At 55.5% G+C, this 22394-nt stretch carries 22 protein-coding genes and 1 other annotated feature; of the genes, 9 read left to right on the forward strand and 13 right to left on the reverse strand.

Features of this window, described 5'->3' with window-relative positions; all coding sequences use genetic code 11:
• The first annotated feature begins 66 nt into the window (after positions 1-66).
• Positions 67-289, forward strand: a binding site (T-box leader).
• A gap of 241 nt (positions 290-530) precedes the next feature.
• From ACI0CA_RS14265 to ACI0CA_RS14275, 3 genes are all read left to right on the forward strand, one after another.
• Positions 531-1724: an aminotransferase-like domain-containing protein gene (locus ACI0CA_RS14265; RefSeq protein ID WP_417422831.1), complete on the forward strand. Its 1194-nt coding sequence runs from the start codon at positions 531-533 to the stop codon at positions 1722-1724.
• A 24-nt stretch (positions 1725-1748) separates the two neighbouring features.
• Positions 1749-2777 (forward strand): tryptophan--tRNA ligase, encoded by a 1029-nt coding sequence (trpS, locus tag ACI0CA_RS14270; RefSeq protein ID WP_343284565.1) that lies wholly within the window; start codon positions 1749-1751, stop codon positions 2775-2777.
• A gap of 133 nt (positions 2778-2910) precedes the next feature.
• Positions 2911-4404: a DHHW family protein gene (locus ACI0CA_RS14275; RefSeq protein WP_343284564.1), complete on the forward strand. Its 1494-nt coding sequence runs from the start codon at positions 2911-2913 to the stop codon at positions 4402-4404.
• Between the two features lie 104 nt (positions 4405-4508).
• Here ACI0CA_RS14275 and ACI0CA_RS14280 read toward each other — a convergent pair whose 3' ends face one another.
• The 3 genes from ACI0CA_RS14280 to ACI0CA_RS14290 form a co-directional block, all read right to left on the reverse strand.
• On the reverse strand, positions 4509-4682 hold the full coding sequence (locus ACI0CA_RS14280) for a hypothetical protein (RefSeq protein WP_446807015.1): 174 nt from the start codon (positions 4680-4682) through the stop codon (positions 4509-4511).
• A 48-nt stretch (positions 4683-4730) separates the two neighbouring features.
• The gene (locus tag ACI0CA_RS14285) at positions 4731-5357 is read right to left on the reverse strand and encodes a CpXC domain-containing protein (RefSeq protein WP_176819822.1); all 627 of its coding nucleotides are present in this window, start codon (positions 5355-5357) and stop codon (positions 4731-4733) included.
• A 116-nt stretch (positions 5358-5473) separates the two neighbouring features.
• On the reverse strand, positions 5474-5980 hold the full coding sequence (locus ACI0CA_RS14290) for a hypothetical protein (protein ID WP_417412179.1): 507 nt from the start codon (positions 5978-5980) through the stop codon (positions 5474-5476).
• A gap of 277 nt (positions 5981-6257) precedes the next feature.
• Between ACI0CA_RS14290 and ACI0CA_RS14295 the strand changes: the two genes are divergently transcribed.
• The 4 genes from ACI0CA_RS14295 to ACI0CA_RS14310 all read left to right on the forward strand — a co-directional run bounded on the left by ACI0CA_RS14295 (position 6258) and on the right by ACI0CA_RS14310 (position 9276).
• Positions 6258-6461, forward strand: coding sequence for a hypothetical protein (locus ACI0CA_RS14295; protein WP_176819806.1), 204 nt, complete (start codon positions 6258-6260; stop codon positions 6459-6461).
• Positions 6458-6778 (forward strand): sigma-70 family RNA polymerase sigma factor, encoded by a 321-nt coding sequence (locus tag ACI0CA_RS14300; protein ID WP_176819805.1) that lies wholly within the window; start codon positions 6458-6460, stop codon positions 6776-6778. The genes ACI0CA_RS14295 and ACI0CA_RS14300 overlap by 4 nt, the downstream gene beginning before the upstream one ends.
• A gap of 91 nt (positions 6779-6869) precedes the next feature.
• Positions 6870-9008, forward strand: a complete 2139-nt coding sequence (locus ACI0CA_RS14305) for a glycoside hydrolase family 36 protein (protein ID WP_417112936.1) — start codon at positions 6870-6872, stop codon at positions 9006-9008.
• Entirely contained in the window at positions 8992-9276 is a 285-nt protein-coding gene (locus ACI0CA_RS14310; protein WP_412353368.1) for a hypothetical protein, read from the forward strand. Before ACI0CA_RS14305 ends, ACI0CA_RS14310 begins: the two co-directional genes overlap by 17 nt.
• 54 nt (positions 9277-9330) lie before the next feature.
• Here the strand turns inward: ACI0CA_RS14310 and ACI0CA_RS14315 are convergent, their stop codons facing one another.
• A complete protein-coding gene (locus ACI0CA_RS14315; protein ID WP_412353367.1) occupies positions 9331-10380 on the reverse strand; it encodes a hypothetical protein in 1050 nt (349 codons plus the stop codon).
• 45 nt (positions 10381-10425) lie between these two features.
• A complete protein-coding gene (locus ACI0CA_RS14320) occupies positions 10426-10590 on the reverse strand; it encodes a hypothetical protein (RefSeq protein WP_412330504.1) in 165 nt (54 codons plus the stop codon).
• 226 nt (positions 10591-10816) lie between these two features.
• Here ACI0CA_RS14320 and ACI0CA_RS14325 point away from each other — a divergent pair, with 226 nt between their 5' ends.
• Both ACI0CA_RS14325 and pepD read left to right on the forward strand, forming a co-directional pair.
• Positions 10817-11686: a glycosyltransferase gene (locus tag ACI0CA_RS14325; protein WP_176819800.1), complete on the forward strand. Its 870-nt coding sequence runs from the start codon at positions 10817-10819 to the stop codon at positions 11684-11686.
• 20 nt (positions 11687-11706) lie between these two features.
• Positions 11707-13149, forward strand: coding sequence for a beta-Ala-His dipeptidase (pepD, locus tag ACI0CA_RS14330; RefSeq protein ID WP_308448535.1), 1443 nt, complete (start codon positions 11707-11709; stop codon positions 13147-13149).
• Between the two features lie 73 nt (positions 13150-13222).
• Here the strand turns inward: pepD and ACI0CA_RS14335 are convergent, their stop codons facing one another.
• The 8 genes from ACI0CA_RS14335 to mraY all read right to left on the reverse strand — a co-directional run bounded on the left by ACI0CA_RS14335 (position 13223) and on the right by mraY (position 22386).
• Entirely contained in the window at positions 13223-14383 is a 1161-nt protein-coding gene (locus ACI0CA_RS14335; RefSeq protein WP_308448534.1) for a cation diffusion facilitator family transporter, read from the reverse strand.
• A 110-nt stretch (positions 14384-14493) separates the two neighbouring features.
• Complete coding sequence (locus tag ACI0CA_RS14340; RefSeq protein WP_412264245.1) at positions 14494-14886, reverse strand: VOC family protein; 393 nt, start codon at positions 14884-14886, stop codon at positions 14494-14496.
• Positions 14887-14963: 77 nt separating this feature from the next.
• Positions 14964-16076 (reverse strand): cell division protein FtsZ, encoded by a 1113-nt coding sequence (ftsZ, locus tag ACI0CA_RS14345; protein ID WP_316523160.1) that lies wholly within the window; start codon positions 16074-16076, stop codon positions 14964-14966.
• Between the two features lie 355 nt (positions 16077-16431).
• A complete protein-coding gene (locus ACI0CA_RS14350) occupies positions 16432-17487 on the reverse strand; it encodes a cell division protein FtsQ/DivIB (RefSeq protein WP_412586251.1) in 1056 nt (351 codons plus the stop codon).
• A 42-nt stretch (positions 17488-17529) separates the two neighbouring features.
• On the reverse strand, positions 17530-18822 hold the full coding sequence (gene murA, locus ACI0CA_RS14355) for a UDP-N-acetylglucosamine 1-carboxyvinyltransferase (protein WP_308448532.1): 1293 nt from the start codon (positions 18820-18822) through the stop codon (positions 17530-17532).
• Positions 18823-18930: 108 nt separating this feature from the next.
• Positions 18931-20049, reverse strand: a complete 1119-nt coding sequence (gene murG / locus ACI0CA_RS14360; RefSeq protein WP_343284554.1) for an undecaprenyldiphospho-muramoylpentapeptide beta-N-acetylglucosaminyltransferase — start codon at positions 20047-20049, stop codon at positions 18931-18933.
• Between the two features lie 15 nt (positions 20050-20064).
• A complete protein-coding gene (ftsW, locus tag ACI0CA_RS14365; RefSeq protein WP_412264248.1) occupies positions 20065-21330 on the reverse strand; it encodes a putative lipid II flippase FtsW in 1266 nt (421 codons plus the stop codon).
• A 54-nt stretch (positions 21331-21384) separates the two neighbouring features.
• The gene (mraY, locus tag ACI0CA_RS14370) at positions 21385-22386 is read right to left on the reverse strand and encodes a phospho-N-acetylmuramoyl-pentapeptide-transferase (protein ID WP_395506854.1); all 1002 of its coding nucleotides are present in this window, start codon (positions 22384-22386) and stop codon (positions 21385-21387) included.
• Positions 22387-22394 lie beyond the last annotated feature (8 nt).

Consider the following 22394-nt stretch of genomic DNA (forward strand, 5'->3'; position numbering starts at 1 on the left):
AATTTACAGTTTTCCGGCTGTGCCGACTTGACAAACCGCAAAAAAGGGCTTAGAATAGCGGTAATATCAAAACCGATGATTGGAAATAGTACCCGATGCAAAACGGCAAAGAGAGCCCCTTTCGGTGAGACGGGGTGCGGGCTGCGCGGCGAATGGCTCCATGAGGGCGGGCGGGAAAATCGCCCGACGTTTGGCCGCGTTAGAAGCCAAGCCGTAACTACGGCTGTAAAGCGGGCGTTTATGCGCCAATTTGGGTGGTACCGCAGGAATTTGACCTCTTGTCCCTTGTTTTAAGGGCGCAAGAGGTTTTACTTTTTGGGGTGCATCTGAAAAGTCAAAAACTTGTCTATTCCACAAATACGGACGGTTTCTGCGTTGAAAATCCTCGGCAGCCGGAAGGCTTCCTGCGGTTTTCGCCTTGAACCCGCCTCGTCTTTGCGAAATATCCTGCGTTTCCTTTGTTTTCAGATACACCCGTAAAAGCCTGAAAGTGCAAAATCAAATGAATCATATAGAAAGGTGACGTTACGATGGAATACAAATTTTCAGACCGCGTGCTCACGTTAAAGCCCTCGGCAATCCGTGAAATCTTTAAATACGCCGCTGACCCGAGCTATGTTTCGCTTTCCGCCGGCAACCCTGCGCCGGAAGCGTTCCCGTCTAAACAGCTTGCCGCCATTTCCGCAAAGCTGATGGAAGAAGAGCCGATTTTGGCGCTCCAGTACAGCACAACGGAGGGCTACCCGCCGCTTTTACGGCATCTTAAGGACTACATGAAGTCCTCCAAAAACATCGGCACCGAGGATGACGGCGTGCTCGTCACAAGCGGCGCACAGCAGATCATGGATCTGTTCACAAAATCCATCTTAAACGAAGGCGAAACCGTTATTTGTGAAGCGCCGAGCTTCATCGGCTCTTTAAACGACTTCCGTTCCTACAAAGCCAAGCTCGTCGGCATCCCGATGGACACGGACGGCATGAACATGGAAGCGCTGGAAAAGGCGCTCGAGACCGAAAAGAACGTGAAGTTCATCTATACGATTCCAAACTTTCAAAACCCCTCCGGCATCACGATGAGCCTTGAAAAGCGTCACCGCCTGTATGAGCTTGCCAAAGCGCACGACGTAATGATTCTGGAAGACAACCCCTACGGCGACCTTTACTATGAAGGCGAGCCGCTGCCGAGCATCAAGTCGTTTGATACGGACGGCATCGTCCTCTACGCCGGTTCGTTCTCTAAGGTCATCTCCCCCGGTATGCGCGTGGGCTACGCCATCGGCCCAAAGCCGGTTCTCGCCAAAATGACCGTCTGCAAGCAGGGGCAGGACGTGCACACGAATATCTGGTCGCAGGTTCTGTGCTACCGCTTCATGACGGAATATGACTTTGACGCGCATCTTGCGGGGCTTAGAAAAATCTACACGAAAAAGCGCGCTTTGCTCCTTGACCTCATGGAAAAGCACCTTGCGCCGTACATCACGTGGGACCCGTTCAACGGCGGTCTGTTCGCGTGGTGCCACCTGCCGAAGGGCATTGACATGATGGAATTCGTACAGAAAGCGCTCGAAAAGAAGGTTTGCGTTGTGCCGGGCACCGCATTTTTGACGGATGAAAACGAGCCGTGCGACGCGTTCCGCATCAATTTCTCCACCCCGACCGATGAGCAGCTCACAAAGGGCATCACGCTGCTTGGCGAGACCATCCGCGAGATGGTGGAAAAATAAAGGATATCAGAGAGGAAAATCACCATGGAAAATACCGTAAACACCACACCCGAAACAAAAAAGAAGCGCGTTTTGAGCATGATTCAGCCGACGGGCATGTTCACGCTCGGCAACTACCTCGGTGCGCTGAAGAACTTCGTCGCGCTGCAGAACGACTATGAATGCGTGTACGCGCTTGCCGACCTGCACGCCATCACCGTGCGCCAGAACCCGGCGGAATTCCGCAAAAACACGCTTTCCGCCTACGCGATGATGCTCGCGCTCGGCATCGACCCGGAAAAGAGCATTTTCTTCATCCAGAGTCAGGTGCCGGAGCACGCACAGCTTGCATGGGTATTGAATTGCTACACCCAGTTCGGCGAGCTCTCCCGCATGACGCAGTTTAAGGATAAATCCGCAAAGCACGCCGATAACGTAAACGCGGGGCTGTTCACTTACCCGAGCCTGATGGCGGCGGATATTCTGCTTTATAACGCCGATTACGTGCCGATCGGTGCTGACCAGAAGCAGCACCTTGAGCTTTGCCGCAACATTGCGGAGCGCTTTAACGGGCTTTACTCCCCGACATTCGTCGTGCCGGAGGGTCTTATCCCGAAGACCGGCGCGCGCATCATGTCTTTGCAGGACCCGACGAAGAAGATGAGCAAATCCGATGAAAACACGGCGGGCTTCATCACTATGCTCGATACCCCGGCGGAGATCATGAAAAAGTTCAAACGTGCTGTCACGGACAGTGAAGCCCGCGTCTACTACGGCGAAAACAAAGCCGGCATCAATAACCTGATGGGCATTTACAGCTGCATTACGGGCAAAAGCTATGACGAGATTGAAAAGGAATTCGAGGGCCGCGGCTACGGTGATTTCAAGACCGCCGTGGGCGAAGCCGTCGTCAAGGAGCTCGAGCCCATTCAGGCGCGCTATAACGAGCTCATCAAGGACAAGGCATACCTTGAAAAGTGCTACAGCGAGGCCGCGCCTCGTGCAGAGGCCATTGCGCGCCGTACTTTGCAAAAGGTCATGAAGAAAGTGGGGTATTTGCCGGTCGCACACTGAGCATACGGGAATTGACAATTTCTTTCTAAGCCAGTATAATGGACATGGAAATCGAAAAGCCGCAGCGGTCTGTTTCCGCGCGGCTTTTTTCTTGAGAAAATAAACGACCCTTTTTACAGAAAGGATGGATCCAATGGCAAAGCACATGGCCGGCAAAAATCAGCGCCCGTATTCTGCCGAAGACAGAGCGCGCCGCGCCGCAAAGGCTGACCCGCGCAGCACGGCTTCCGAGCTGACGCCGGAAACGCTGTACGCAAAGCAATCGTCACAAAGCGAAAAGCGCGTCCCCTCCTCCATAGAAAATCTGCATTTTACCCCGAAGCCGCCGAAAAGCGGTCCCGAGGGCTTTGAAGAAACACGCGAATATCCCGTACCGGCAGCGCCGCAACAGGAAGCGCCCCGCTCGGAGCGCCCCGCGCCTGCACCCGCTCCACGACCGGAGCCGTATGAGGACGAAGACGACTACGAAGAGTACGAAGAATATGAGGAAGGCTACGACGAGAAGCCGCGCCGAAAGCGCTCGCCCGTCGTGCCCATCGTCATCGTGATGATCGTTTTGGCCATCGGCATTTTGGGGTACATTGCGTACAGCCTCGGCGCGTTCGGCAAGCTCTTACCCGCTGCCGCCACACCTACGCCGGAGCCGACACCGGAAGCCGCCGCAACGGCAGAGCCGACACCTACCCCCACCGCAGAGCCGACCGCCACGCCGGAGCCGACACCGCCGCCGATCTATGACGACGGCACGGAGGGCTACATGTCCTCGGGCATTCTCATCTACAATAACAAGGGCTTTGAAATGTTCTACGGCAGCGACAGCATGGCGACCGCCTACGCCGAAACGCTGAATGACTGTGCAAGCCAGCTTTCCGGCACAAAGGTGTACAGCATGGTCATCCCGAATCACTCGGAATTCGGCGTGCCGGAGCGCGTGCGCAATTACTATGAGGAAGCTTCCCAGCGTGAGAACACCATGGCGGTCAACAATACGCTTTCCGCAAGCATCACCGCGGTGGATATTTACGATGCGCTGAACCTGCACAACAACGAAGACATTTATTTTGATACCGATACCCACTGGGCACCGCTCGGCGCGTTTTACGCGTATAAAAAGTTCTGCGAAGCGGCAGGTGTAACGCCCACGACGCTCGACAGCTTCACGAAAACGTCCTCTGACTTCACGGGCTACCTTGCCTACGTTACGAGCGAAGACGTGCTGAACAACAACCCCGATACACTCGATCTCTACGACCCGAAGTACAACTACACATGCGAAATTTCGTATGACGGGCAGTATTTTGAGGAAACCGACAGCCTCAATAGCCACGACGAGAGCCTCGGCTACGCCATGTACCTGCACGGCGATATGGGCTGCGTGCGCATCACGAACCACGACCTTTCCACGGGCCGCAAGCTGCTTGTGGTGAAGGACTCCTACGGCAACGCCATGGGTCCGTTCCTCGGCGCAAGCTTTGACGAGGTGCACGTGGTGGACTTCCGCTACTTTGAAGGCGACCTGCCGACCTACTGCACGGAGCACGGCATCACGGACGTGCTTTTCGCCGTCAACGAAATGGCCGTCAATACCGAGCAGCACCAGAATTCAATCCGCGCTCTGTTTGATTGAATCAGCGCCTCCGCACCCCGAAAAATCGCATAAAAATCGCACCGCACGCTCAAAAACGAGTGTGCGGTGCTTTTTTGTTTGAAGCGCTCCGTTAAATCCAAAATTCACCGCAAGAGCTCCGGGTTTTTTTCCAGAAACGCCTGCAAGCTGCCGTCTTCGTAGCGGTAACTCATCACAACGCCGCCGGTCTGCGTCTTTTCGCGCGCTTGTCCCATTGCGGCGCCGAAGTGATTTACCCATAAACCCACAAAACGCAAAGCCTGTACACATGCGCGCATAGAAAAACGGCACCGTTACAAAACGCGGTGCCGTTTGCTTTTATTGGGTTAGATCGACTTATACTCGTCCAAAAGGCTTTGGGCGAGCTTGGAGTTGACGACGGCGAAATCGTCCGGGGATTTGTAATCGAGCGTGCGCAAAACCTCCTGCGACTGGCGGTACACGGCCATTTTGGTGGTCTGGTACACGGGCTCCTGACGACCCTTGACGAACAGCGCAAAACGCAGCTCCTCCTCCGTTGCGGCGCAGAAATAGGCGTGCACATTGCCGTCCAGATTTTTGCGCACCACGGTGACGATGGCGTTTTTCACAAGTTCCACGGCGGCATCATCGAGGCCGGCCTCGAAAATGAGGATTTTCTCCTTTAACTCCTGCGGGTTTTTCACGCTGCGCTTTTTCAGCGCGCGCACGGCGGGGATAGGCTCCGCGCCGGAAACAGCGCCGGAGGGGCGCAGACAGATCATAAACGCGTTCATCGGGTCATGGTAGATCATGGGGTACGCCATCTGCGCGGTGTAGCCGCAGTGGAGGCATTCCCAGTCAAACATGGATTCGCGCAGGATGTCGCGGCGCAGCTCGGGGTTTTCCTCCGCATTGACGCTTGTGTACATCTCTAATTTCTGCGTCTGGCCACAGGCGGGGCAGACAATATCTTTCTGTATCTTCGTAGACATCAAATTCACTCACTTTCTGCAAACGGAATCTGCCCCGGCGCAAAAGGTGGGCGTTTTTCCGCGCAAGGAATCAAGCGGACCTCAGGTCCGCCTTTTAACGTTCATTTTAAAGCGCATTATTCGTAGGGAACTTCTTCGCTTTCGTCTTTTTCGGGCTCAGTCGTTTCCGGCTGCTCGGCGGCAGGCTCTGCCGCTTCCACGGCTTCGTCTACGGTACCGTCCGGCACGAATGCGGCTTCTTCGGCTTCCTTTTCCTCTTCCGGCGTGGGAGTGTACTCCTGCACGTCGTCAAGGGTGATCTCCTCTTCTTCCGCTTCGCTGTCACCCTCATGGGTCAGGGCTTCCAGCTTCTCCACAGCGGCATCGATGCGCTTCTGGGCGGCTTCAATGTCGATGCAGTACGGCTCCGTAACGGTGTTCTCTGCATCGCGCAGGTTGTGGTAGTAGTAGCGGCCGAGAGCGAGATAGGCGCGCTCCTCTGCCTTTTCCTCACAGCGGATAACGGTGCGCAGGCGATTCATGAGCGCAGTGCGGCGGTTCTTTTCCTCTACCACTTTCACAGCGCCCTGTACGGCGCCGCCGGCGGTCTTAAATACGGCCGAGATATTCTTCAAAAAGTTCATGATAAAACTCCTTTCGGTCAAAACGCCAAGGCGTTCAGTCATTTCAAGTTTAAATACACCTTTATTATATATCAAAAAAGCGCAAAATAACAGCCCCAAAATGTAAATAATTCCATATAAATATGCAGAAAAGCGGACATCGCAGGACATTATAGGACATCACAGGACATCTTTTGAACATTTGTTCCGTGTTCGATTGACATTTCGGAAATTTTTGTTTATGATGAGAGCTGACGAACACATGTTCTATTTTGAAACGAAAGGATCGTGACTGCAAGTGAACGATTACATTTCCTGGGGACAGGAGTATTTGGATGAGGCGGAGCGCATCAAACGGCGGCTGCTCGTCATCCGCGCCGAACGCGACTATGACATTGCAGGCGAGCAGGCCCAGCGTGTGCAGATGCTTTACACCATGTATTTGGAGTGCCTTGTAACAGGCCATGCGCTGCAAAAGCGCGGAAGGAGGGCGGTTTCGTGAGCGGATATAAGCCCCTTTCCGCCGGTGCACGGCAGGCGAAGCTACTCAGCCGCATCGGCGCAGAGACAAACAAAAATGAGCTTTTAGAAGCGCAGGTTTTGCTGCGGCGCGCCATCGGCAATGAGCTGACTGACCGCCAGCGCGACTGCGTGCAGCTTTACTACGGCGAGCGGCTGACAATGCAGGAGATTGCGGACGAGCTGCACCTGACGCGCGGCACGGTGTGCAAGCACCTGCAAAAGGCTTCGGCACGACTTTCGCACGCTTTGCAGTATTCTGCGCTCGGCATGCGTGCGGAGCAAAGCCGCGACCGATAACCCCCTTGAAAAGCCTCTCCGATTGTGCTACTATTTGTACAGACAACTCAGCATAGATCACAGCAGATTTATCTGCGGAAAGGCTTATACTATGGATTTGATTCAAATTGACGAAAACGGGCTGCATCTCGTTTTTGAAAAGACGGAAGATTTCGGCTGCAAGCTGCTGCACTTCTCTGCGCTCCCCTTTGACGAGCGCAGTCTGCTGCACGTGCACGACCGCGAGACGGGCGGCTTGCGCCTGAACACCGAGCGATACAATCTCTTGGAAATTATGATCTCCGGGCAAAACCGACCGGGCGAGCGCCACGGCAACAAATACATTTCCACAAGCCCCGGCGACCGCATGAAGCTCGTCTATTTTGCAGACAAGCACAACGAGTTCGGCCGCAAGCTGGAAATCCACATGGAAGATAAGACCTGCGGTATTGAAACGATTTCGCATATGCAGTTTTATAACGGCGTTCAGGCTGTACGCTGCTGGACGGACGTGAAAAATGTCGGAACAGAGCCGCAGGGGCTGGAATACGTTTCCTCCTTTGCCCTCACCGGCATCGAAAAAGAGGGTATGCTTTCGACCGACGACAAAATGCGCGTCTGGTACCCGCACAACGGCTGGCAGCGCGAAATGCAGTGGGAAAGCTACACTTTCCCGCAGCTCGGTCTCGCCCGCTGCCAGCCCGAGGAAATTCAGCGCTCCTCTAAGGTGATTGGTGCGACGAACATCGGCAACTGGTCTACAAAGGAATACCTGCCGATGGGACTGCTTGAAAACACGGAAACGGGCTCCAATTTATTCTGGCAGATCGAGCACAACGGCTCGTGGCACTGGGAAATCAGCGACCAGATGGGCAACTTCTACATTCAGTTAAGCGGCCCGACGGAAACGGAATCGCACTGGTGGAAGAATTTGCAGCCGGGCGAAACATTCACGACAGTGCCGGTGTGCGTGGGCTCCACGCTCGGCAAATTTGATGACGCCATGGGCGAGCTGACGAAGTACCGCCGCCTGATTCGCCGCAAAAATGCGGACAACGAGAAACTGTGCGTCATTTTCAACGACTACATGAACTGCCTGTGGGGCAACCCGACGACGGCGAAAGAGCTGCCGCTCATCGACGCGGCGCACAAGGCGGGCTGCGAATACTTCTGCGTGGACGCAGGCTGGTACGCGGACGGCTTCTGGTGGGACAACGTGGGCGAATGGCTGCCGAGTAAGGAACGTTTTCCGAACGGCCTTGAGGAAGTGATGGACTACATCCGCTCGAAGGGCATGATCCCGGGCGTGTGGCTCGAAATTGAAGTAATGGGCATTTGCTGCCCGAAGGCCGCGCGCGTGCACCCGGACTGGTTCTTCACACGCCACGGCAAAAAGGTGCACGACCGCAGCCGCTGGCAGCTCGATTTCCGCAACCCGGAGGTCGTGGAGCACGCAAATGAGGTCGTTGACCGCCTTGTGCGCGACTACCACGTGGGCTACATCAAGATGGATTATAACATTGAGCCGGGCATCGGCACGGAATTAAACGCCGACAGCGTGGGCGACGGTTTACTCGGGCACGAGCGCGCATATCTTGCTTGGCTCGATTCCGTCTTTGCCCGCTACCCCGACCTTGTGATTGAAAACTGTTCCTCGGGCGGCATGCGCATCGACTACGCGATGCTCTCGCGCCACAGCATTCAGTCTACGAGCGACCAGGAGGACTACCTGCGCTATGCGTCCATTGCGGCGAACGCGCCCTCGGGTCTGACGCCGGAGCAGAGCGCCATTTGGAGCTACCCGATGAAGGGCGGCGGACGCGAGGAAGCCGTATTTAACATGTGCAACGCACTGATGCAGCGTATTCACCAGAGCGGTCATTTGGCGGAAATTCCCGAGGAGGACTTCACGCTCGTCAAGGAAGCGCTCGATTATTACAAGACAATCCGCGGCGACATCAAGCGCGCGCTGCCGTTCTGGCCGCTCGGTACGTCGCACTTTGCGGACACGTGGGTCTCGCTGGGCCTTAAAACCGCGCACAAAGCGTACATCACCGTGTGGAGACGCGGCGCGCCGGACGGCCGCTGCACGCTGCCCGTGGATTTCCTGCGCGGCAACGAGCACGTAAATGTGCGCTGCGCATACCCCGCAAACCACAACACGAAATGCGCATGGAACCCGGAGAAGGGCACGCTGACGGTAGATCTCCCCGCCCCCATCTGCGCCAGAATTTTTGAGCTGGAATATTAAACTTGCGCCCGAACCTGTACAGGACACCGTGCAAAATCCCGATGCAGACGAAGAAAGACATCTCGCGGAAGAAGCGCGGCGCAAGGCGGAGGAGGCGCAAAAGGAAGCCGAAGAAGCGCGGCAGCGCGTGGAGGAAGCCCAAAAGCGAGCGGAGCGTGCCGCACAGAAAATGGAAGACGCAATGAAGCGCGCCAAGCTTGCGCAGGAGCAGTTAAAAAAAGCGCAGGCAGAGGCCGAAAAGCTCAAAAATCAGAACAAAAAGACGTAAAGAATCGCCCGCAGGCACGAAAAACGGTTGCCTGCGGGCGATGGTTTTTGAATTTTACTTTTCGATGTCTTTTTCGACGTTCTGCGGAGCAGTGGGCGAAGAAGCGGGCTGCACGGGCATCTGCGCGGAAGCCGCTGCGGGTGCCGAAACGGGTGCGTAGGCGCTGCGCATTTTGGCGGTGGTGACCATGTGCTTTGCGCCCTTTGCCATGGCGATGATGGTAGGCACGGCACCGATGACGGCGAAGAGATAGACCTGTGCAAGGCCGCCGAAGTAATCGCCGGAATCGACATAGCCTTCTTTGATAAGATCCATCATGGCGCGGAACGCGGTGAAGAAATCGGTCTCATAGAACTGCGCCGCGGTGATTGACCAATCGGCCTGATACGCAAGGAAGATCATCAGGAGCATCAAAACGCAGGAAATGATGATGCCCGGTGTGCCGAGCTTTTTGCCGAGCATTTCGTAGCCCTTTAACGTGCAGATGGCCATGACAAGGCCGGAAACGGCGGCGACGTAGCCGAGCTGACCGACGATGACGATGACGACGGCGCCGATAAGCGAACCGATAAGCGCACCTACGATGCCGGGCAAAACCTGCTCCTGCTTCTGCATTTTTGTCTGGTTCTGCTGCGCGGCGGCTTCGCTAACCTGCCCGAAGCACGGTTCACACAAAAGGTATGCGTTGCCGGAGACGGTGTAGGCGTCTACGCCCTCCGGGCGACCGCAATGCTCGCAGCAATTTGTATACCCGTTTGTTCTGAGGAACGTGATGAGCGTATCAAGCGCACTGTGCAGGGCCTCTGCCATTTTATCTTTATTGCCGGAGAGCTTCACAAGGAAATTGACGCGGAAACGCTGCACGGTACAGCCGCTCAAAACCTTATTCATTTTCTCAAGCGGTTTGAAATCCGCGGGATTCGGCGCCATGCCCATGCGCGAGACCGAAAGCGAAAGCATATAGTAGACGCGGTTGTTGGCGTTCGGCATAATGGTGACGGTATACCCCTGCACATTGCCGAAAACGCCCTCTGCATTCGGGTCATACATAAGGCCGTTCACACCGGCCGCTGCCGCAAGCTTTGCCATTTGACTTTTGTTCATATCCCAATCCTCCAAATGTTGTTCTTTACCTGTATTCTACTATATTCAGGTTGGTTCGTCAATCGGGTAGCGCAGGAAGTTTTTGTTGCCGAACTCGCCGGAATGTACCTTAATGGCGACGTTGCCGGGCAGCTTGCAATCGAGCTGCTTATACATTTCAATGACCTTTTCAGGGGTGACCGTTTTTGTGAAATAAACCTTGGGTTTCACGAAAACTCCTCCTAAGAATTCGTTATGCGCGGGTGTGACTCCTCATACATTTCTATAACATTAAAAGTTTGCTTTAAGTCAATATGCGTTTTGGCTAATTTTGCACTGGTCAATTTGGTGTGTTTACCGGATTTGCAAGTAGAATGTTCAAAAAGTCTTTTCTTCCGGAACCTTCTGCGGTAAAATAGGGAAAAACGGAGCATGATGCAGGAAAGGAAGTATTTTGATGCAGAAACCGCTTGTCAGCGTGATCGTGCCGATCTACAACGCGCAGAACAACATTGTGCGCTGCGTGGAGAGCATTCGGCGGCAGACGTATGAAAATCTTGAAATATTGCTTTTGAACGACGGCTCTAAGGACGTGAGCTACCCGGTGTGCGAGATGCTCTCGAAGGCAGACGCGCGCATCGTTTTGATTGATAAGGAAAACTCCGGCGTTTCGGCGACGCGGAACCTCGGCATGCGCATGGCGCGAGGCAAATATTTGCAGTTTGTGGACGCGGACGACACACTGGAGCCGTTTGCGACAGAACTCCTCGTTCAGCGTGCGGAGGATAACAACGCCGATCTCGTCATTGCGGCGTATAACCGCATTGTGCCGTACAAGCCGAAAAAGGAAGCGAAGCTTGACCCGCTTTTGCCGAATAAAAAGAAGCAGCTGACGGAGCAGCTGGCGAAATTCCAGACATTCGGCTTTCTGCCGATGGGCTTTATGACAAAGGAGGAATTCGCCTGCGGGCTAATGCAGGAGCCGGCGAGCTTTTACTACGGCGTGATGTGGAACAAGCTTTACCGCGCCGATTTGGTGCGCGCACACACGGACGTGCGGTGCAGCGAGGAAATGACGTGGAGCGAAGACCTGTATTTTAATTTGACGTACATACGCTATGCAGAACGGTTTTTTGCGCTGACCGCGCCAATCTACAACTACTACGACAACCCCGGCAGCGCGGTGCATCTGACGAAGGTGCGCACGGCGATTACGGCGCGCACGGCGCTTTTCAGCTACTACAAGGAATTATACGAGCAGCTTGGGCTGTACGAAGAAAACAAGCTGCAGATTTTCAAATATCTCATCTCCTCTTCGGAGGCGTGAGCGCGGAAAGGACGTTTAACATGGCATTCGTACTCGACCAAACAAAACCGAACCAGAAATATTTTGAGGCAATCTGCGGCATTCCGCACCCCTCAACCGAAGAAAAAGCCGTAAGCGACTACGTGTGTTCCGTTGCGGAAAAGCTCGGTTTAAACTACGAGCAGGACAAATTTTGGAATGTCATCGTGCGCAAGCCGGCTTCTAAAGGGTACGAAGACGCGCCTGTCGTGATGCTGGAGGGGCACATGGACATGGTATGCGTGAAAACACCCGAGAGCACGCATGATTTTTCGCATGACCCCATTGAGATTTATGTCGACGACAAGGGCGACATCCGCGCGAAGGACACGACGCTCGGCGCGGACGACGGTTACGGCGTGGCGTACATGCTGGCTGTGATGGAGGAGGATTTCCCCCACCCGCCGCTGGAGCTCGTCTTTACGGTGCAGGAGGAAAACGGCTGCAACGGCGTGGACGCGCTGGACGCGGGCAAGCTGAAATCCAGAAGAATGATCGGCCTTGACGTGATGGGCGAGACGGTGGAATACACAAGCTGTGTTTCCTGCTTTACGAGCGACCTGATGAAACTGACGAAAACGTGCGAGACGGAGCCTGCAAAGGGCGCGGCCCTCATGCTGACGGTTTCCGGCGTGCAGCCGGTGCACTCCGGCGCAATGGTGCACCCGGAGCAGTTCAATGCGATTAAGATCACGGCGCGTTTGCTTAATGCGCTTTCCGAAAACGGTGCGGTGTACCGACTTTCCACCATGGCGGGCGGCGAAGCGGAAAACTATGCGCCGGTGGAGACGAAAACGGTGATCCTCTGCGACGAACCGGACACTGTGAAGGCGATTTTAAACGGCGAGCTTGAGAAAATCGACCGCGAATTGCAGGACGGCAAGCAGAATTTGACGCTTGAAATCCGCGATGCGGCGGCGAACGAGATGCTTTCGGATGCCGATACGCAGGCGATTGTCGATTTGATCTACCTGATGCCCTCGAACACGGTGGCAATCCGGACCGCGGGCGAGGAGATGACGGCGACGAACAACGTGGGCACGGTATCGTTAAACGGCGGCGCATTTGAACTGGTGATGTCCGACCGTGCGGCGAGCCGCAGCTTTAAAAACAGTGTGCTCGGCCGCGTGAAGCGCTTGGCTGAACTCTGCGGCTTCACGCTTGAGACGAGCCTGCGCTATGACTCCTGGGAATACCAGCCGAACTCCTACATGCGCCGCATGACGGCCGACCTGATGAAAGAAGTGTACGGCCACGAGATGATGGAGACGGCGTGCCCGGGCGGACTTGAATGCTGCTCTTTACTGCCGCGCATGGAGGGGCTGGACATTGTGATGTTCGCGCCCATCGGCGAAAACTGCCACACGACAGACGAATACATGAATCTAAAATCGTTTGACCGCGTGTATGATTTCCTCAAAACGCTGCTTGGCAGGTTGAAATAAATATTTATAATTTGATATAAATATTAAAAAGCACGCCCCTTTCCGATGAATTTCGGGAACCGGCGTGCTTTACTTATCTGCGGTCTATGGTGACAACGGTGCGATAATCGGGGTCGAGCTTTTGAATTTCGGCCTCTAACTTTTGGGTGATGACGGCGTCGCTGTCCTTCACCGAAAACGGCACGGCTGCGTCGAACACGATATTACTGTGCGTAACGCCCCAGATGACGCGGAAATCGTGAATGGTGACGGTGGGGTACAGCGCGGTGACGAGCGACTGCACTTTGCGGTGCAGCGCATCGGTGCGGGCATCGCCGACGATAACGGGGTCAAGGTGAATGACCATGTGGATACAGAGGTCACGGCTGAAATCACGCTCGATGTTATCGATGAGATCGTGGCTGACGAGAATGTCGTTTTTGGCATCGACCTCACAATGGGCAGAGGCAAAACAGCGGCCCACGCCGTAGTTGTGCACAGCAAGGTCATGCATGCCGATGATGCCGGGATACGAGAGCATTTTCTCGGTAATGGTCTGTACGAGTTCTCCCTCCGGCGCTTGGCCGAGGAGAGGATCTGCGGTGCTGATTGTAAGCTGCACGCCGGAGAACACGATGAACAGCGCAACCGCCGCGCCCATGTAGCCGTCCAAATTCACGCCGGTGAGCATGGTAATGACGGCGCCGAGCAGCACGACGCTTGTGGCGATGACATCGTTGCGGCTGTCCTTGGACGTGGCTTCGACGGACTCGGATTTGATCATGCGGCCGACCTTGCGGTAAAAGAGGCACTGCCAGAGCTTTGCCAGAATGGAAATGACGAGCACAACGAGGGCGACGGGCGTGAGGGCGTTTTCCTCCGGCGTGAGGATTTTCTCAATGGACGACATGCCGAGCTGAAGCCCGAGGAAAATGACGATGAACGAGACGATGACGCCCGAAAGATACTCGATGCGCGCGTGGCCGAACGGGTGCTTTTCATCCGCCGGCTTACTTGCCATTTTAAAGCCGATGAGCGTGACGACGGACGAGCCGGAATCTGTGAGGTTATTGACGGCATCGGCCGTGACGGAAACACTGTGAAAAACCGTGCCGACGATAATCTTCATCAAAAAAAGCAGAAAATTTGTGACGATACCGACGGCACCCGCCACGCGGCCGCATTTGTCGCGCACGGCAGGATCCTCGGTATTTTTATGATCGCGGACAAAGATTCGCAAAATGAGATCGGTCATAACGAAAATCTCCTTTTGGTTAGCGGCTGAAAACCCGCCGAATATGCAAGCAGAGCTTGAGGAAAGCTCCTCAAACTCTGCTTTTGGGTGATTTAATTTTGTAAATCGGCTTACTTCTGATCAAAGAACTCGACGATTTCGCCGCAGGGGCCGGTGCAGAACGCAATGCGCGCGGTGATGTCGGAAAGCTCTACATCTTTCGGTTCGATGGTGATCTCGTAGCCGGCTTCACGGACACGGGCGACACAACCGTCGGTATCATCTGTTGCGAGCGCGAGATGGGCAAACTTGCCTTCCGGCGGCACATCGTTCTCTTCCGGGACGGGCAGCACTTCGATGCAGCTGTTGTCCCCGGTGGAGATCATCATGCAGGGGTATTTTTCGTCGCCCCACCGGCGCACGACCTTGAGGCCGAGCAGGTCAAGATAGAACGTTTTTGCTTTTTCAAACTGCGCATACGTCGGACGCAGTGCCACGTGGTGAATGCCTTTGATCAAGCTCATTTTGTTTTCCTCCCAAAAGTACATTTTATAAAGACAGGGTATCGAGACCGATACCCTGCTTGATTTGTAATTCTAAATTACTTTCTGTTGAAGATGGACATGATGTCGGAGAAGGTATCATCGTCGCTCTTCGCGGAAGTTGTGCTGCCGGTGCTCGGCGCAGACGGGTTGCCGAAAAGGTCTGCATCGCTGATAGCCGGGGCTGCGGGCTTCTGGGTCTTTTCGCCGTTCATGCCGTCGAAGCCGGTCGCGATAACGGTGACCATCATCTCGTCTTCCATCGTCTCGTCGAATGCAGCACCCCAAATGATGTTTGCATCCTCGCTTGCGCGCTCGGTGATGAGCTGAGACGCGACATCGATCTCGTCGAGGGCGATGTCCGGAGAGGACTTGATGTTGATGATGACGCCCTTAGCGCCTGCGATAGCGGTCTCAAGCAGCGGACTGGAGATAGCCGCAACAGCTGCCTGCTCTGCCTTGTCCTTGCCTGCCGCACGGCCGACACCCATGTGTGCATAGCCTGCATCCTGCATGATGGACTTGACATCCTCGAAGTCGAGGTTGACGATGCCCGGGATCTGGATGAGGTCGGAAATGCTCTGTACGCCCTGACGGAGAACGTCATCGGCGATGCTGAATGCGTTTGCAAGCGTAATGCGCTGCTCGCTGACGAGCTTCAGTCTTTCGTTCGGGATGACAACGAGGGAATCGACGTGCTTGCGCAGCTCTGCAATGCCCTTTTCTGCCTGATCCATACGGCGCTTGCCTTCAAAAGCGAACGGCTTTGTGACGATGCCGACGGTGAGGGCACCCATATCCTTTGCAATCTCTGCAACGACCGGTGCTGCACCTGTGCCGGTGCCGCCGCCCATACCGGCGGTGACGAAGACCATGTCTGCGCCCTTGAGGGTAGCTGCGATCAGCTCGCGGCTCTCCTCGGCAGCCTTTGCGCCAACCTCCGGCTTGGAGCCTGCGCCTCTGCCCTGTGTATTCTTTTCACCGATCTGCACGCGGGTCTTGGCCTGCGAGCGGGACAGTGCCTGACGGTCTGTATTCATGCAGACGAGCTCGACGTGCTGCACGCCGGCATCTGCCATGCGGTTTACGGCGTTTCCGCCGCCGCCGCCTACACCAACGACCTTAATGGTCTGGGGGGTCTCTTCAAGCATGTTATCAATTTCAAACGGCATTTTATGTTCCTCCTTGATTTGGTCTTTAACCGTTAACGATCCGCACGGATCCGGGATTTTCATTCATCACGCCGCCTCCGGATTCAAAACGGTTTTCTCTCGAGCTTCGATCAAATCCGCCGGATAGCGTCCCATAAAGGGCCATACCTTTACAGTTCTTTACAGTCTTTCAGCTTTACATAGCTTCATACACTATAATTTATCACTTTTCCCGCCAAAATTCAAGATGAAAGCGGCAAAAAAGTGGGCCTTTGCAAATATTTTTACTTTACAGCGGTTTTCGGGAAATCTATGGTACCGGGGCTGTTCAAATTACCCGAAAAACTTGTGAAAAACAGGGGAACGCTTCCAAATTTTACACGTTTTCGGCGTCGCCTGTGTTGTCACCGCTGTCGTCTGCTGCGGGGTCCGTGATGCCGTCGGTATCACCCGTTGGATTGGCAGTATCGCCGTTCTCCCCGTCGCCGTTTGCGGTGCTGTCTGAGCCGTCCGTGCGGCCTGCGGCATCACCCGTGGGATTGGCAGTATCGCCGTTCTCCCCGTCGCCGTTTGCGGTGCTGTCTGAGCCGTCCGTGCGGCCTGCGGCATCACCGGGTGCGGGCGTGGCGGAGGCTGCGGTGCGGTCTTCCTCGTAAAACGCCTTATTTTTCTCCGGCACAACGGAAAGATCGATGGAGCCGACGGTCTCCTCGGTGATCTCGCCGCTCGTTTCCATTTGACGCAGCATCTCGAGGCCAAACGCCATTTTGTAGGACATGCCGTTCATGTTGCCGAAACGGAACGTGATGCGGTTATCATACGTCAGCGTAAGGTCGTAGGGGTTCGTCATGTTGATCTCCGTGACGTTCTGCGTCTCGTTTTTCGTCATCTGCTCCGCGATGGCGTTATAGACTTCTTTGACGGAATCATCGCCGAACGTGATCGTTTCGCTGGGCTTTGTGTTCGTGGGATTTGCCCCGAGCACCACAGTCGTGCCCTCGCACGGCTGTGAAGCGATCTCCAGCACCTTGCCGGAAGCACTTACATAGAGATAACCCGCGTCGCACGCGACGGAAAACGCCGTTTCGGCGGGGGTAATTTCAATTTCAATGGTGGAAGGGATATGCTTTACGATCTTTGCGCTTTCAATGTACGGGAAACGGTGCTCAAGCGCTTTTTCGCGGCTTTCCGTTTCCAGCAGCACGAGGTTATCGCCCTCGTTGATGCCGCACACGCGGCGGATATCGGCTTCATCGTAGCCGGCATCTGACGTAAATGTGACGTTGCCCACCTTGAAAAACACGAAAATGCACAAAAGGACCGCGCCGATGACGACGACGCTGAATGCGATTATATTGAACAGGAGCAGCGCCCTGCTTTTTTTCTTTCTCATTGCGAGCTTTTCCGCTGCGCTGCGTGGAGTACGCGCCATGTTCAGCCTCCGTTTTTCACGTTTTATCTCTTACTTTTCGCTCTATATTCGGTATACGTCTGCGCCGAGCGCCCTTAAATTCTCTTCAAAGTGCGCATAGCCGCGGTCGATGTACTGCGGGTGCATCACCTGTGTTTCGCCCTGCGCCGCAAGGCCTGCGATGACAAGCGCCGCGCCGCCGCGCAAATCCTCTGCCGAGACCGGCGCACCGGAAAGCTGCGGCACGCCCTCTATGACAGCCACCTTGCCCTCTAACTTGATCTTCGCGCCGAGCCGGTTGAGCTCACCGGCATGCTTATAGCGGCTTTCAAAAATGTTCTCTACAAAAATACTGGTGCCGTCCCCCACCGCCGCCATGGTCATGACGGGCGCCTGCGCATCCGTAGGGAAACCGGGGTACGGCATGGTGCGCACGTGGCGCACGGGTTTTAATCTCTGCGGTGCGCGCAATAATAATTCGCTGCCGGACTGCATTACGGCGCAGCCGGTGCTTTCAAACGCCGACAAAACCGGCAAAAGGTGCTCGCTGTTGACATCACGCAGAAGCACCGTACCGCCCGTGACGGCGGCCGCGGCCATGTATGTTGCGGCGGCGATGCGGTCCGGCATGACGGTGTATGTGCTGCCGTAAAGGTGCGGCACGCCTTCGATGACGATGCAGCTTTCGCCCGCGCCGTGAATGTGTGCGCCGCAGCGGTTTAAGTACCCGGCGAGATCTTCAATCTCCGGCTCACGCGCGGCGTTTGTGAGCACCGTTGTGCCCTTGGCGCGGGCGGCGGCGAGCAGCAGGTTTTCCGTTGCGCCGACGCTTGGGAACGCAAGCGAGACGAACCCGCCGCGCAGCCCGCCGGGCGCAGTGCACAGCAGGCAACCGTGCTCTTCGCGAATTTCTGCGCCGAGCTTGCGCAGCGCCTCCAAATGCAGATCGATGGGCCTTGGGCCGAGCTCGCACCCGCCGGGAAACGACAATCTTGCTTCGCCGCAGCGGGACAGAATCGCGCCCAAAAACACGATGGACGAGCGCATCTCCCGCATGAGGCTGTGGGGAATATCGCAGCGGGTCATGCCGTCCGCGCAGACCGTTAAGGTATCGCCCGTGTGGGTACAGCGGCATCCGAGCCGCCGCAAAATGGTGACTGCCGTGTGCACGTCAGACAGTGCGGGGCAGTTGTGCAGCACCGTTTCGCCCTCACAGAGGAGTGCCGCCGCAAGCAGCGGCAGCGTGCTGTTTTTCGCGCCCTGCACGGTGAGCTCGCCGCAAAGGCGATTGCCGCCGCGCACCAAAACCGCTTCCTGCCGGGCACAGCCCGTATGTTCCAGTTCATATTCTTCCATATACACACCCCGTATTCTGTAAGGCGGCAGAAAGCGCGCCTTTGGATACGGTCATAGTATGCAGCGGAAAAATTTTGGGGTATGTCCGCCTGAAATGCGTTTTACGGTTTACTTTTTTGCTTTTTCGCAAATGATGTTGTAAATGCGATCATTTGCATCCAGCACGGCCATAGCTTTCGCGTTTTTGCCGATCTCTTCGGCGCGGCCCGGCTCGGAAAGGACGGTGTTCACCGTTTCCCACAGCTTTTCACCGGTGAGGTCTTTTTCTTCGATCATCACGGCGGCATCGCGGTTCACGAGCGCCATGGCGTTATGGAACTGGTGATTTTCGGCAACGTTCGGGGACGGAATCAGAATGGAGCACTTACCCGTGGCTTCGATCTCCGTTAAGGTGATGGCGCCGGCGCGGCCGATGACGAGGTCAGCGGCGGCGAGGCACTCCGGCATGTTGTCTATGTACTCGAGCATGCGAATCTGCGGATTTTCTTCTTCCTTTACACCCGCTGCGTGCACTTCGTCGAGGAATTTTTCATCGTGCTGGCCGTAGCCGTGGATGTGCTGGTATTTCTTCTCTTTGGCGCTTTCACCGAGCATGTATGCCGCGGCTTTATTGAGCGCCGCTGCGCCGAGGCTGCCGCCGAACGACAGCACAAGCGGGCGATCGTCGAGATTCAGCGCCTTGCGGGCGGCTTCGCGCTCGGCCTGCAAAACGGAAACGCGCACCGGGTTGCCAGTGAAGACGCAGTTATCTTTGCGGTCGAGGTACTTTTTCGCGTCCTCCACGGCGAGCATGACGCACTCCGCGTGCTTTGCAAGCGCTTTAGTCGTCATGCCGGGATAGGCGTTCTGCTCGTGGATGACGGTGGGAATGCCGAGCTTCTGTGCGGCGCGAATGACGGGGCCGCTGACGTAACCGCCGGTGCCGACGCAAATATCCGGCTTAAACGCCTTGATGATGCGCTCGGACTCGATAGACGAGGAGAACAGGCGGAACACGGTTTTGATGTTGCGGCGGATGTTCTTCGCCGTTAATTTACGTTGAAAACCCGAGATGCGGATGGTTTTGAAATCGAAGCCCGCTGCGGGCACAAGACGCTCTTCCATGCCGCCCTTGTTGCCGACGTACAGGATTTCGGCATCCGGCTGCTTGGAGCGCAGATAACCGGCCGCCGCAAGCGCCGGATTGATGTGGCCGGCGGTGCCGCCGCCTGCAAATAACACACGCATAATTGAATACCCCTTTTACATTTTTTCTGTATTGGAATGCCGCGAGACCGACAGCAGCACGCCCATTTCCGCAAGAAGCATGATGAGCGCCGTGCCGCCGAAGCTGAAGAACGGCAGGCTGATGCCGGTGTTCGGGATGGTGTTTGTGACAACGCAGATGTTGAGGATAGCCTGAACGCCGAACTGGAACGTGATGCCAAGCGCCAGCATGGTGCCGAAGCGGTCACGCGCATGCAGCGCGATATATACGCCGCGCCAGATGAAAAGCGCAAACAGGATAATGACAATAAGCGCGCCGATGAAGCCGAGCTCCTCGCACACTACGGCAAAAACGAAGTCGTTTTGCGGCTCCGGGATGTAGAGATACTTTTGTCTCGACTGTCCGATGCCGACGCCGAGCAGCTGCCCGGAGCCGATGGCGTAGAGTGACTGCACCGTCTGCCATGTATCGACGCCCTCCGGCGGGTTGAACGGATCAAGCCAGCCGTGGACACGGTCCATGGCGTAGGCAAATTTTGAGGAAAACAGCACGAGCGCGCCGATGGCGGCTGCCGCCGCGCCGCCGATGACGGCGAAATAGCGGAACTTTGTACCGCCGACGAACATCATGATAAACGCGATGAGGCAGATGATGATGGTGGCGGAAACGTGTTTTTCCGCGATGACGAGCACGCAGATGAGGCCCAAAATACCGAAAAACGGCAAAAAGCCGTAGCGGAAGGTTTTCATCCTTTCGCCGTACAGCGCGATGAGGTGCGCAAACATCAAGATGAGCGCGAACTTTGCAATCTCGGACGGCTGGAATTCGACGAAGCCGAGGTTCAGCCAGCGCACCGCGCCGCCTTTGTTCGGCGCTAATTTTGTGCCCTTAAAGACGAGCACCATCAAAAGCAAAAGAATGGAGACGGCGAAAACGGGCAGGTTCAGTTTATGCAGCTGGTGATAATCGAACGTGGAGATGGCAAGCATCAGCACAACACCGACCAAGGCGAACATACCCTGACGGAGAATGAAGTAATAGCTGTTTCCGTAGTAGTAATACGCGTAGGCATAGCTTGCGGAGAACATCATGACAAGTCCCACGGCAAGCAGCACAAGGATCAAAAACAGCATGGTCATATCAAGGCCGAGACCCAAAGTGAAAATTCTATATTTGATGCGCCCGCGCCGTTTGCCGCGCCTTGCGGCTTCGGATGCCGCCTCTTCTGCGGGCACGGCGGATAACCGGCGACTTGGGACCTGTTCAAGCCCGCGCGCCGTGGAACGTCTTGTCTGCGCCATTGCTGCAAACCTCCTTTTTTCAGTTGATTTCTATTTTATCCCATTTTCAGGCGTTTAGCAGCCGAACACCGCCAAAAGTACGCCGATGATACCGGCAAAAAGTGTAACGCCGCTGAACACGAAGCAAATCTTATTCTCGTTCCAGCCGCACATTTCAAAGTGGTGGTGGATCGGCGCCATTTTGAAAATGCGTTTGCCGTGCGAAATTTTAAAGTATGTAACCTGTAAGACAACAGAGAGAATCTCTACAATATAAATAATACCGATGAGGATGAGCAGAATCGGCATATCCACGCCGAACGCCAGCGCGCATACTGCGCCGCCGAGGAACAGCGAGCCTGTATCGCCCATGAAGACCTTAGCCGGGTTGGCGTTCCAGAACAGGAAGCCGATCATCGCACCGACGATGGCCGCCGCGTAAAGTGAAAGCCCCACGCGGTTTAAAAGCATCGCGATAACAGAGAAGACGAGTGCGACGACGAGCGTGACGGACGTATTGAGGCCGTCGATGCCGTCTGTGAAGTTCACGGCGTTGACCATGCCGACGATGAAGACAGCCGCCAGAATGTAGTAGAAGAAGCCGAGGTCAACGGAGCCAAGGAACGGGATAACCGTTTCGGTGGTGCCGCCCGCAAGTGCGACGGAAAGCAGGTAGGCGCCGACGATGATGAACTGCAAAATGAGCTTTTGAATCTCGGTGAGACCGAGGTTGCGATGCTTTTTGATGCTGATGTAATCATCTAAAAAACCGACGATACCAAAGCCCACCGCCATGAGCGCACCCGCCACGACCTTGACGAACATGAGCTGCGTTTCCGCGCCGCCGTTCAGCCACAAAAATGCGATGCAGATGACCGCCGCGACGGAGCTGCCGATGATGAACATGATGCCGCCCATGGTGGGCGTGCCCTGTTTATTTTTATGCCAGCTGGGGCCGACCTCTCGAATAGTCTGGCCAAATTTGATCTTGTGCAGAAACGGCACCATGAAGTAGCCGAGCAGCCCTGTGATGACCGCCGCAATGACGATTGCAAGGCAATACAGTACAATATCCATACGTTATG

Origin of the sequence: Hominenteromicrobium mulieris, from assembly GCF_046197855.1 — a bacterium.
In the GTDB taxonomy this organism is placed as follows: Bacteria; Bacillota; Clostridia; order Oscillospirales; family Acutalibacteraceae; genus Hominenteromicrobium; species Hominenteromicrobium mulieris.